At 64.0% G+C, this 12,045-nt stretch carries 12 protein-coding genes; 3 read left to right on the forward strand and 9 right to left on the reverse strand.

All coding sequences use genetic code 11. The features are described from left to right. The first annotated feature begins 36 nt into the window (after positions 1 to 36). Together artA and CP556_RS03175 are read left to right on the forward strand one after the other, a co-directional pair. Positions 37 to 1,155, forward strand: coding sequence for an archaeosortase A (gene artA / locus CP556_RS03170; protein ID WP_098724299.1), 1,119 nt, complete (start codon positions 37 to 39; stop codon positions 1,153 to 1,155). Then, positions 1,148 to 1,861 (forward strand): metallophosphoesterase, encoded by a 714-nt coding sequence (locus tag CP556_RS03175; RefSeq protein ID WP_098724300.1) that lies wholly within the window; start codon positions 1,148 to 1,150, stop codon positions 1,859 to 1,861. The genes artA and CP556_RS03175 overlap by 8 nt, the downstream gene beginning before the upstream one ends. 301 nt (positions 1,862 to 2,162) lie before the next feature. On the opposite strand, the gene CP556_RS03180 is transcribed toward CP556_RS03175, so the two are convergent. From CP556_RS03180 to CP556_RS03190, 3 genes are all read right to left on the reverse strand, one after another. Beyond that, entirely contained in the window at positions 2,163 to 3,530 is a 1,368-nt protein-coding gene (locus CP556_RS03180) for an NAD(P)/FAD-dependent oxidoreductase (RefSeq protein WP_098724301.1), read from the reverse strand. A gap of 92 nt (positions 3,531 to 3,622) precedes the next feature. Next, entirely contained in the window at positions 3,623 to 4,273 is a 651-nt protein-coding gene (locus CP556_RS03185) for a DUF2238 domain-containing protein (protein ID WP_098724302.1), read from the reverse strand. After that, positions 4,270 to 4,854, reverse strand: a complete 585-nt coding sequence (locus CP556_RS03190; protein ID WP_098724303.1) for a DUF2238 domain-containing protein — start codon at positions 4,852 to 4,854, stop codon at positions 4,270 to 4,272. The genes CP556_RS03185 and CP556_RS03190 overlap by 4 nt, the downstream gene beginning before the upstream one ends. A gap of 409 nt (positions 4,855 to 5,263) precedes the next feature. Between CP556_RS03190 and CP556_RS03200 the strand changes: the two genes are divergently transcribed. After that, positions 5,264 to 5,740, forward strand: coding sequence for an acyl-CoA thioesterase (locus CP556_RS03200; RefSeq protein WP_098724305.1), 477 nt, complete (start codon positions 5,264 to 5,266; stop codon positions 5,738 to 5,740). 55 nt (positions 5,741 to 5,795) lie between these two features. Here the strand turns inward: CP556_RS03200 and CP556_RS03205 are convergent, their stop codons facing one another. From CP556_RS03205 to CP556_RS03230, 6 genes are all read right to left on the reverse strand, one after another. Then, on the reverse strand, positions 5,796 to 6,515 hold the full coding sequence (locus tag CP556_RS03205; RefSeq protein WP_098724306.1) for an ABC transporter ATP-binding protein: 720 nt from the start codon (positions 6,513 to 6,515) through the stop codon (positions 5,796 to 5,798). Beyond that, positions 6,515 to 7,243: an ABC transporter ATP-binding protein gene (locus CP556_RS03210; protein WP_098724307.1), complete on the reverse strand. Its 729-nt coding sequence runs from the start codon at positions 7,241 to 7,243 to the stop codon at positions 6,515 to 6,517. The genes CP556_RS03205 and CP556_RS03210 overlap by 1 nt, the downstream gene beginning before the upstream one ends. Further along, positions 7,240 to 8,367: a branched-chain amino acid ABC transporter permease gene (locus CP556_RS03215; RefSeq protein ID WP_098724308.1), complete on the reverse strand. Its 1,128-nt coding sequence runs from the start codon at positions 8,365 to 8,367 to the stop codon at positions 7,240 to 7,242. Before CP556_RS03215 ends, CP556_RS03210 begins: the two co-directional genes overlap by 4 nt. Further along, entirely contained in the window at positions 8,360 to 9,250 is an 891-nt protein-coding gene (locus tag CP556_RS03220; protein WP_098724309.1) for a branched-chain amino acid ABC transporter permease, read from the reverse strand. Before CP556_RS03220 ends, CP556_RS03215 begins: the two co-directional genes overlap by 8 nt. A 6-nt stretch (positions 9,251 to 9,256) precedes the next feature. Continuing rightward, on the reverse strand, positions 9,257 to 10,504 hold the full coding sequence (locus CP556_RS03225; RefSeq protein WP_255291396.1) for an ABC transporter substrate-binding protein: 1,248 nt from the start codon (positions 10,502 to 10,504) through the stop codon (positions 9,257 to 9,259). Between the two features lie 282 nt (positions 10,505 to 10,786). Further along, positions 10,787 to 11,755 carry an MBL fold metallo-hydrolase gene (locus CP556_RS03230; RefSeq protein ID WP_098724310.1) on the reverse strand — a complete coding sequence of 323 codons (969 nt, stop codon included), beginning with the start codon at positions 11,753 to 11,755 and terminating at the stop codon, positions 10,787 to 10,789. Positions 11,756 to 12,045 lie beyond the last annotated feature (290 nt).

Consider the following 12,045-nt stretch of genomic DNA (forward strand, 5'->3'; position numbering starts at 1 on the left):
GTTGATAGCGGGAGAGTCCGTCGGGTTCACGTGAGTATGCCGGCCCTACCAGCGACGACCGTCGCGAGCACGGGGGTCGCCGATCCCGTTGCGACGGGACCTGCGACAATCCTCGCTTCGACCGCCGGATCCATTCCGTTCGCGGACTCGCTCGCGTGGATCGCGATCGGCGCGTTCGTCGTGGCGATGGTCCTCGAGTGGTACGGCGCCGTCGACCCCGCGCGATACCTCGCCGCGGGCGCCTGGGTCGTCTTCGGCGTCTTCTGGCTGACGATGACCCCCCACTACTACCTCGAGGTCAAGAGCCCCATCCAGACGCTGCTGACGGTCGCCGCGTTGCCGCTGTGTGCCTACGCCGGCTACCTGCTCGTTCAGGGCCGCGAGTCGCTGCTCTTGCTTTCGAAAGCGATCGCGTTTATGGGACTCATCTATCTGCCGGCCGAGACGATCCCGTTCGTTCGCACCTGGCTGATCGAGACGACCGCGTCCCAGACCCACTTCGGGATGGAACTGCTGGGGCACAGCCCCGGCATCGAGGAGGGCTCGAACGGCTACCAGAGCCGCTTCGCCTTCGATCCCGACGAGACGGTCACCGGGCGGACGACCTACATCATCATGTCCTGTACCGGGATCGGCAGCATGGCCATCTTCGGCGGGTTGATCGCGTCGGTCAAGGCACCGCTCAAACGGAAGGTCGTCCCGTTCGCGCTCGCCATCGGGGTCATCTGGTTCCTGAATCTCGTCCGCAACGTCTTCATCGGCCTTGCGTCGCCATGGGGCTGGTTCCAGCAGGATGTCCTCGTTTACGTCGCCACGGAGTTCATGGGCGCGCCAGCCGACCGGACCTCCTACATCGTCGCCCACAACTTCATCGCCCAGTCGCTGTCGATCGTCGCGCTGCTGGGGATCACCTACCTGGTCGTTCGCCTCCTCCCCGAGGTCTTCGAGCCCCTCGAGGAGGTCCTCTACATCCTGACGGGCACGGAGTACGACCTCGCGGACGCGCTCGGCACGGAATCGCGTCCCGTCGGTGGCTCAGACGCGGTCGCCACGTCCGAATCGGCTTCGGACACCGGTGACACGCCCGATCCTGGTGTCACCGACCCCGATGTCGATCCCGAGTCCACGTCGGGATCGGAACCGAACGATGACTGACGTCGACATCGACGTCCCGTTCGATGTCCGCGATCGGTCCGTCTACGTTCCCGCCGCGGAGACGCTCGTACTCTCGGACGTTCACCTCGGCAAAGCGGCTGCCTCGAGCGTCGACGCCCCGATCAACGACGGGAGCGACGTCCGCGAGCGACTGCAGCGATTGCTCGAGGCGACCGAGCCGGCGACGGTCGTCGTCGCCGGCGACCTCCTGCACTCGTTTTCGCGACTCCCGCGCGGCGTCGAGCGGGATCTCGACCGGCTGCTCGAAGCGGTCGACGCCGCCGGTGCCGATCTGATCGTCACGCCGGGCAACCACGATACGATGCTCGAGGAGGCCTTCGGCGGCGAGACGGCCGTCGAATGCGAACTGGCCGACGGCGAGACGGTGGTCTGTCACGGCCACGAGCGACCCGACGCGACGGCCGAGCGATACATCGTCGGTCACGACCACCCCGCGCTGGCGATCGAGGGGCGCAAACGGCCGTGTTTCCTCTACGGTCCCGACGCCTTCGAGGGAGCGGACGTGCTCGTGCTCCCGGCATTCACCCGGCTGGCCGCCGGTTCGACCGTCAACGGAATGGACGGCCGCGACTTCCAGACGCCGCTCGTCCGGAACGTCGACGGGTTCTACCCCGCGGTCAGGGACGACTCGAGCGGCGAAACGCTCTGGTTCCCGCCGCTGGGCGAGTTGCGCCGGTTGTTGTGATTGCCGTCTACGAGTTCAGTAACAGTGATCTACGTATCACTCAGACTGATCGATCGACGTGCCGTGGCGCGCGCTGTCGGCCGGACGAGCGCTAGCGAGAGCGGCCGACGACATTGTGCGAGGGATGAGCGAGTGAGCGGAGCGAACGAGCGAATCGGCTGGGGAGGGCGTGGCGATCCCTCGTTGCCACGGTAGCAGGACACTTCTTCTGCGCATTCCCATCAGCGGCCACTGCACCATTCGAACGTCTACTGAACGCACGAACGACTCGAGAGACCGAATCACGACCCGAGAAAACGACTCATTCCGACAGATCGTCGATGACCGCCTTCGCGGCTTGCCGGCCGCTCTCCATGGCACCCTGAATGGACGACCACCGCGTGTAGTCACCGGCGAGATAGACCGGTCCCGCGGGATCGCGGACATCGGGCAGCTCCTCGAAAAACCCCGGCGGCTGCGCGAACTGGGCGAACGGAACCCGTGCAGTGTGTACCGCATCGAGCCCGTCGAACCCCTTATTCGGATACCACGACTCGAGCGTTCGTCGCGTTAGCGCAGCGAGTTCCGCATCGTGCTCCGTCCGCTCGCCGAGATAGGTCGCGCTGATGAGGGTCGTTCCGCTCGGCGCGTACTCCGGCGCAACCGCGCTGTGGGGAACGACGTGGTTGGGCCCCTGCTCGGTCGCGTTCAGCAGCAGCCGGCGTCCCGTCTCGAGGTCGAAGCCAGCCGGCAGCGCGTAGTACTGGGTGACACAGCCGCGCGCTTCGGTGGGGATCGCGTCGACGCCGGTCAACTCGCGAGCGGACGGCGGATCGGTCGCGACGACGACCGCGTCGGCCGCGACGCTTCCGGCGTCGGTCTCGACTGTGACGCTCGCGTCCGATCCGCGCCCGCCGACGCCTCCGTCCGGTCCGCGCTTGCCACCGCCGGCGTCCGATCCGCACTCGCCACCGCCGCTCGAGTCTCCGGCAGCCCCCGAGACCGACTCGACCGTGACCCCGGTCTCGATCCGGCCGCCGACCTCGCGAACGCGGTCGGCGAGTTGCGTCGGAATCGCTTCCATCCCCGCTGCGGGAACGGCGATCTCGCCCGCTGCGAGCGTCTTGAAGGTGTACTCGAAGACGCGGCTCGAGGTCGACAGCGACCGATCGAGGGTGATCCCACCGTAGAAGGGGGCGACGAACTCCTCGACGAATCGCCTCGAGAAGCCACGCTCGCGGAGGAACTCGGCGATGGTCGCGTCATCGCCGGCGAACAACGCCGATGGATCCGTTCGCCGGAGATCCCACCAGAGTCGCGCGATCCGCAGAGCGTCACCGACGGAGACGGAGGGATTGGACAGCGTCGACGGGATCGTTCCGGGCTCGCGGAGCGGGTCCGCGAGCGTCGATCGGCCGTCGGGACCGGCGACGGTGGCACCCGGGGAGAACCGGCGCAACTCGAGCGCCTCGCGATCGAGTTCGCGCTGTACCGCGGGATAGGCGGTGAACAGCACCTGAAAGCCGCGATCGAATCGATAGCCGTCCCACTCGAGCGTGCGGACGCGGCCGCCGACCGTGTCGCGGCGCTCGAGTAGCGCGACATCGATACCGCCGCCGGCGAGGTGACGGGCGGCGACGAGACCGGCGAGACCACCGCCGACGACGAGGACGTGCGGGGGCGAGGGCATAGTGGCTGCTCGAGCGGAAGCGACTAAAGTGGCGGACCTAACGGCGACGGGAGCAACGGCAGCGGCCGGGACGCCGGCACCGACGGGGGCGCTCACGACGTCCCGTCGCTTCGGTCGACCCGACGGCCGACGAGCCTCGAGACGCCGTCGAAGTAGCCGGTCCCCCACAGCGCGACGAGCAGCGCACCGAACGCGTTGTAGAGGAGATCGAAGACGATGTCGCTCGTCCCGTACTGGGCCAACACCGGTTCGCCGCCCACGACGCTCGCCAGACCGGCGGAGGCGAACTCGCTGATCTCCCAGAGGACGCCGAACGCGAGGACGAATATGAGGATGAACAGGAAGCGGAATTCGCTGGGAACGTCGACCGACTCGGCGGACTGATCGAGCGCGTCGACGACGGCGTAGCCGACGCCGGCAACGAGCGTCGCCGAGACCGTATGCGTTACCGAGTCATACCAGCCGAACCGTTCGTAGGGTCCGAGCGTGCCGACCGCGTGGAGCAACGCCGCCGCCGCGATCCAGAGGGCGAGTCCACCCCCCATCTCGTGGCCGAACTCGCGACGAACGAGACGGGGGAGGAAGGTGAGAGCCAGCGGAATGCCGGCGTTTACGACCAGACCGAAATCGACCGTGACGAGCGCGTAGCCGACGACAAGCGCCAGCAGCCCCTGAATTACTCGAACGGCGTGCCAGCACCGGCGCTCGGAGAGCCCCAGAACGGTGTCGCTGTCTTCCGTCACGACGGATCACCCGAGCGTTCGCGGCGACCGACGCTTGCGGTATCGTGGCGATAGAAGTACACGACGAAGAGCGCGGCGGCGAGCCCGCCGAACGCGGTCGCGTAGACCAGATCCCACATCAGTTCACCCTTCGTCGTGAGAAACGACGTCGCGAGGAGGGTATCGGAGAGCCACTGGGCGATCACCCAGAGCCCGGCGACGGCCATCGTCGCGAGCACGACGAACGCGACGGCAAAGCGCGGCGACATCTCGATCGGCGTGTAGGCGTCGAGTTCGACAGTGATCAGTAACGCGATCGTCGCGACCGTGAGGAAGCCGGCGATGGGAAGCGTTCCGAACAACCGCGCCCAGATCGGCGCAGCGGCGAGCGCCAGCAGTTCCCACGGGAGCATGACCAGCGCATCCCACCGAACGATCGTTGGCACGAACGCGAGGACGACGATCGCCGTCGCGAGGGCAGCCCAGAGAAACGATCCCCGGCTGGCGGTCAGGACGGCCACGACGGCGATCGAGCACACGATCGGCCAGGCGAGCGCCGCGTTCACCCGTTCGTTATCGATGAGCGATTGGAGGACCGGCATTCGTTCACCCGTGCCGTGAGTCACGACAGCCGAACGGAAACCGTCACGGCTTTCACACCCATCCCGCGATCCCCGCTCCCCCCGCGATCCGAACGGATAGCGGTCGTTCGACCGGCCGTACCTTTGGATTCCGCGTCGACTCTCGCCGTCACAGGTTCGCGAAAAGTCGAAGACCGATACCGAGGAGAATCACCGGTATCCCCGGTCGCGAGCGGTGGAATCGGGACGAGGAGCAATCCGACGCCGACGATCATCACCACCGTCGATACTCGGACCATGCACCGTGGCCGATAGCTCGAGACATACCGCGTCGGCAGGCATTCACAGCAATTTGACCGGCGGCCGTGGTCGGAGCGCGACCGCTTGCCGTGGCCGGTACGGTTTTGCTCGTCGCGGTAACGGTGTCGGTATGGGAGACCACGCTCCGAGCGATTCCGAACGCGACTCCGACGGCCCCACCTTCCGGCCCGTCTTCGAGAATCGCGTCCGCTTTGCCGAGACCGACCAGCAAGGGATCGTCTTCTACGGCGAGTACTTCACGTTTCAGGACGAGGCCGTCTCCGCGTTCTTCCGAGAAGTGGACTACGGCTACGACGACATGCTCGAGGACGGCTGGCAGATCCACGTCGTCAACACGGAACTGAACTACTACACCGGCGCGGCGTTCGAAGACGTGATCGTCAACGAGCTGCGGGTCGCCGACATCGGAACGGCGAGTCTCGAGTACGAGTATCGAGCCACGCGGAAGGGTGACGACGAGATCCTGGCCGACGGCACCGTCACGCAGGTCGCTGTCGATCTCGAAACCGAGGAACCGACTCGAATCCCCGACGAGTTCCGCGACGCCGTCGCGGCGTTTCAGGGAGGCCTCGAGTCCGGCGAGTAGCGCCGCGGCTCCGGCGGTCAGTTCGGCACCGAAAAATGCGAACCGAGATCGTCGCTTAGTGGACGCCGACGTACGCCTCGCGGACGTACTCGTTGTCGTGGAACTCATCGTGCGTCCCCGAGAGCTCGATCTCGCCGGTCTCGATCAGCGAGAGCCGTTCGGCGTGAGTCAGGGCGAACGTCGAGTTCTGCTCGGCGAGCAGGATCGTCAGCCCCGTCTCCGCCTGGAGTTTCTCGAGGGCGTCCCCGATGTCCTGGATGATGACCGGTGCGAGCCCGAGCGTCGGTTCGTCGAGCATCAACACGTCGGGGTCGCTCATCAGCGCGCGACCGACGGCGAGCATCTGCTGTTCGCCGCCGCTCATGGTCTCAGCCTCCTGCTCGCGGCGTTCGTCCAGCCGCGGGAACAGGTCGTAGACCATGTCGAGGTCGTCTGTGACCTCGTCGCGATCGGTGCGGAACTGAGCGCCCATCAACAGATTCTCGTGGACCGAGAAGTACGGGAACAGGTCCCGATCCTCGGTGCAGTAGATCAGGCCGTCCCTGACGATCTGCTGTGGCTTCACGGTGGCGAGATCCGTTCCGTCGTAGCGGATCGTGCCGTCGTACTCGACGAACCCCGCGATGGCGTTGAGCATGGTCGTCTTCCCAGCCCCATTCGGGCCGATCACGCCGTAGATTTCGCCCTCGTTGATCGACAGCGAGACGCCTTTCAGTGCGTGTGACTTGCCGTAGTAGACGTTGAGGTCCTCGACCTCGAGTATCGGATCAGTCATTATAGTCCCTCCCCAGCGAGATACGCCTCCTGGACCGCGTCGTCCTCGGCGATCTCCTCGGGCGTTCCCGACGCGAGGAAGTCGCCGTTGTTGAGGACGACGACGCGGTCGACGAGCTCCATCAACCCGCCCATGTTGTGGTCGACGACGACCATCGTCATGCCTTCCTCGCGGAAGCGTTCGATCTGGGCGGCAAGCTCCCCGATCTCCGCCTGGTTCATCCCGGCGAAGGGCTCGTCAAGCAACAGGAGCTCGGGCTCGGTCGCCAGCGCCTTGGCGATCTCGAGGCGGCGAACGTCCGCGTGGGGTAGTTCGTCCGGCATTTCCTGGAGATCGTCTTCGATATCGATGCGGGATGCGTAGTCGTATATCTCCTCCTGCGTGGCACCGCCGCGCAGCGAGACGATGCTGTTCGGCAGCGTGAACAGCTTGATGTTTCCGGCGACCGACATCGAGTCGATCGGGTTCGATTCCTGTGAGACTCGCGAGAGTCCCTTGTTGACGACCTGGTGGGTCGAATCGTCGGTGATGTCGTCACCGTTGAACCGGATCGACCCCTCGGTGACGCCGTAGATGCCCATGATGCAGTTGAACACCGTGGACTTGCCCGAGCCGTTCGGGCCGATCAGGCCGACGATTTCGCCCTCGTCGACCTCGAACGAGAAGTCGTCGACGGCGACGAGGCCGCCGAACTTCTTCGTGAGTCCGTCGACTTCTAGCACGCTCATCGGCGATCACCTCCGAGCCGCTCGAGCCCGTACCACAGTTTGCGGAACAGGCCCTGGCGGGCGAAGACGAGGATCAGCAGGACGATTATCCAGAGGATCGCCCACCGGAGCTGGGCATCGAGTCCGAACGCGTGCAACACGATGTCCTCCATCAGGATGATGAAGAACGCGCCGCCGAGCGGGCCAAGTATCGAACCCATCCCGCCGACGACGGCCATCGCGATCATCTCGATGCTGTTATCGACGACGATGAACGAGCCGGGATCGACGCCGCCGAATCGATGTGCGAGGAGAACGCCGCCGATCCCCATCGGGATCGAACTGAGCATGAACGACCAGATCTTGAACTTGGTCGCGTTGATGCCGGCGGCTTCCACCGCTGACTCGTTCTCTCTGATCGCCAACAGGATGAGTCCGATGTTCGATCGTGCGACGATCAAAAGGGCGACTGCGACCGCGAGCATCGGGAGCAAGAAGAGGTAGTAGCTCTGGACCGGTTCAGTGATGTCGAAGATCTTCTCGACCCCGGCGAGACCGGTTTCACCGCCCGTGTATTCGCTGAGCGGGTTCATCATCCGGTAGAAGATCAACACGGCGACGAACGTGATCAACGAGAAGTACGGACCGCTCAATCGGAGCGACGGCAACGCGATGAGCAGCCCGATTCCCAACGCTGCGAGCACCGAGACGGGTATCGTCACCAGCATCGGCAACTCCGGGTTAACGTTGTGTATCAGCATCGCTGTCGTATATCCAGCACCGCCGGAGAGAACGGAGTGACCGAAGCTGATGTAGCCGGTGTATCCGCTCTGAATGTCCCATCCCATCGCGAGGATGGCCCAGATGCTGGCCGCGATCATCGCCTGAATGAGGGCGTAATTCCCCCAGAACGGCGCGGTCAGCAGCCCGACGAGCGTGCCGATGACCAACACGAACTGCAGGCCGTTCATCTCGCCGAAGTAACCGCCGATCAGACGGTTGTAGACGTTGGCGAGCGGCTGCAACGCGCGGTTTATCGGTCCGGTGACGGTCGTGAGCCGATCGAGAGCGGCGCCGCCGGCGCGGCCGGCTGCACCGCTGATTCGGGAAGCGATTCCGCTCGGGCGGCCGGTTTCGCTACTCATGGGCGAACTCCCTCCCGTAGAGGCCCTCCGGTAAGAGGAGCAAGACCGCCACGAGGACGATCAGTGACGGAATTCCGACGTATCCCTGTCCGATGAACTCGGTCGTAAACTGCTGGAGATAGCCGATCAGGTAGGCGGCGACGACGGAGCCCTTGATGCTGCCGATGCCGCCGATCACGACGATAATGAACGCGTTCGCGAGCGGATTGAGCCACATCTGCGGCGTCGTCGGTTCGACTGTCCCTAGAATGACACCGGCGATACCGGCGAACGCGCCGGCAATCAGCCACGTGCGAGACTTGACGGACAGCAGATTGACACCGGTCAACTGTGCACCGCGTTCGCTCATCGACGTCGCGAGGATCGACCGCCCTTCGTCGGTTTGCGTGACGTAGTACCATAGTAATCCGATCGTAATCCACGAGAGAACGAACCCGAGGATGTACATGTAGCCGATTCGCGTTCCGAACCCTTCCAGATGAAGACTGCCGCTCAGAACGCTCGGAGTCCCCTGCGGATTCGCCCCGAATCGATAGTGAATGAGATTCGTCAACAGGAGCGCGACCATCACGGTCGAGAGGAACGTGATGACGACGTTGTCTTCGATGTATCTGACGAGACCCGCGTACAGCGCGTACGAGGCCAGTGCAGTACCGACAACCGCGATGACGAACCCCGCGGCTGGCGGAACCGCAATCGCGCCGACAACCGACGACGAGGTGAGGACCATGTAGGCGTATGCACCGAACATGATCAGCCCGCCGTGGGCGAGGTTCAGGACTCCGCCAACGCCGAATATCATCGTAAATCCGATCGCGACCAGTGCATAGATCGCACTTACCACTGCCCCCAGGAGCAAGACTGATAGAATTTGATCGAGCATGTCTTGCTACATCCAGGGGGGCGCGATGTGGTCGCCAGACGAATTGGCCGCGGGATAGACGAGTTCCTGATGTCCACCCTCGTCGTCCTCGTTTGCCTGCCACTGGGTGACCGGATAGTTCGAGATCTTTCCGTCGGTTCGTGTCTCCTTGGCGTCGTTCGGATAATCCGAGTCCTCGCCGTAGAGCGAAATCTCTGCGGCAGCACCGGTGTACTCGACACTGTGCATCGCTTCGACGATGTCGTCGAGGTCGTCGTTGTAATTGATGGTGCCAGCCTCTTCGGCGACCTTGCTGTAGAAGTGGATCGCGTCGTAGGTGTTGAACCCCATGTACATGGGCTTGGTCGGCGCACCATCGTCACCGTACTCGTCCTCGTAGGCTTCAACGAACTCCAGCGTCTTGTCAGTGATATCTGTAACCCCGCCACCGCCGGACTGGGCCGTCGTCTCGAAGCGACAAATTCCCTGCGTCTGTCCCCAGAACTCCGGATTCATCGATGCGACGTGCGTACCTTCCACTGCGAAGGGGTACCGGTTCGTGATCCACGGCTTGAGTAGCTTCCCCTGTCCACCGGACGCGAAGAAACGGAGGACTGCGTCCACTCCTGCACTCTCGAGATCGTCCAGGATCGACGTGTAATTATCCGTGCTGAGGCTCACGGTATCGTCGTAGGGGACATCGAATCCGCGGCTCCTGAGTTCATCCGGAAGCAGTTCCTGAAACGACTTGGTCCAAGCAGCTTCCTCGGACAGATGACCGAACGTGTTCCAGCCGTGTTCGTCGGAGAGGAACTCCGCGTAATCGGCCATCGCTTCGGCCTGCAGTTCGGAGTTGATCGGTCCCGTTCGGAAGATATTCTTGTTGTGTTCGTAGTCATCACCGGTCGTGTTCGCCATCGTACTCTGGTCCGCTGATCCCGTGATAATGAACGGAACGTCCTCGTCGGCGATGGTCCCGGTGATCCGCTGAGTGACCTCGCTCGAGAACGTGCCGACGATCAGATCGACGTTGTCCTCTACGATCATCCGTTCGACGATCTCGGACGTTCCGCCCGGATCCGTTTCGGTGTTCTCCGAGATCAGTTCGATCTCCTGGTCGCGGACCTTTCCGACTTCATCGACGGCGAGCTCGGCACTTCGTTCCGAGCCGACCCCCATCGCCATACCGGTCGGTGCGAGGTGACCGATTTTGAATATTCCATCATCGTCATCGCCGCCGACGCCGCCGAGGCAGCCGGCCAGCGTCGTCGTCACGGCACCGGCACCGGCCGCTCCGAGAAACGTTCGGCGTCCGAGTGTGCCCTTACCATTCCTACCCAAGTTAAGATTATTATTATCTTCGTTAGCCATTGTGTATCAGTGAGTTACCGATTCTCAGTCTCCAGTTTTGAGTCACCCGTAATAAAGGTGAGGGAAGTTAGCAAGGATCTCGTGAACTATACACGAGTGTTGTGTTTTACTTCTCTCTCGAGTTACGCGGAGGAACAGGTGACGGAGGAATGCGCCGCTCGAGCCCGAGCGGCCATCAACTGCCGTTCAACGGACTTCGTCCTCGATCCCGGCCGGCTCCTCGAGGAGTCGATACTCGCCGCGTTCGAACGCGACGACGCCGTCGTGGCGGAGGTGATCGAGATGGGCGAAGGCCTCCCCCGGTCCGTGGACGATATGGATCCCCTCGAGGTCGCCGAACAGGTGGGCGCTGACCGTCCAGGCGTCGGCCGGGCCGTGGTCATCCAGAAACGCGAGGATCGTGTCCGTTCGCTCGCGGTGGTGCTCGAGGATCGCCTCGGCGCGGGCGGTCGGCTCCGCGATCGGATCACGGTGGCCGGGCCAGACCCGCTCGTAGTCGCGGTCGATGAGTCGATCCAACGTCGCGACGTAGCGCTCGAGCGGGCGCTCGACCCGGACGTCCGCGCCGCCGACGTTCGGCGTGTACACCGGCAGGATAGCGTCGCCGACGAACGCCTCGTCGCCGCTCTCGGTTTCGAAACAGCACAGCCCCGCCGCGTGTCCCGGCGCGTGCACCGTCTCGAGCGTTCGACCGCCGACCGCGAGTCTCTCCCCGTCCTCGATCGGGGTCGGGTCGGCCGGTGATCCCTCGATCTCCGCGGACTCGAAGAAGGCGAGGAGTTCGGCTCGTGCATCGTCGGGGACGCCCCACTCCTCGAGGAGTTCCCGACGCCGCTCCTCGACGGCGGCGACGGCGGCGGGATCCTGTGCGACCAGCGGGGCGTCGGCCTCGTGGACGTAGACGGTCGCGTCGCTTTCGGCCTGAATTTCGCCGGCCAGTCCGGCGTGGTCGACGTGGAAGTGGGTGAGGACGATGTCGTCGACGTCGGTGAACTCGTAGCCGCGCTCGGCGAGCCCCTCGCGGAGGTCTCGGCGGATGTCGTCGGTGGCGATGCCGGTATCGACGAGTGCGAGTTCGTCGGCGTCGTCGTCGGCGAGGACGTAGGCGTTGTTCCGGCCCTCGAACTCCTCGTTTCCGAGTACGATGCGGTCCATATCGGCTACCCACATGTTGTCCGCTAATAATTCGCGCGATAGCGGAACTGGACGAGGCGAAGGGACGGTCCCGCTCGGCTCGATAAAACGTCAGTAACTGCTCAAGTACAGTGCGGATAGAGAGAGTTCTGATGGAAAGGAGTGAGAAGAAATATCCTGCTATCGTGGCACCACGGAATCGCCACGCCCTCCCCAGCCGATTCACTCACTCCCTGCAGTCGCTCGCTCATCCCACGCGCAATATCGTCAGCTGACCTCACTCTCGTTCGGCCAGCCGACAGCGCGCGCCA

This window comes from Natrinema sp. CBA1119, assembly GCF_002572525.1.
Taxonomy (GTDB): domain Archaea; phylum Halobacteriota; class Halobacteria; order Halobacteriales; family Natrialbaceae; genus Natrinema.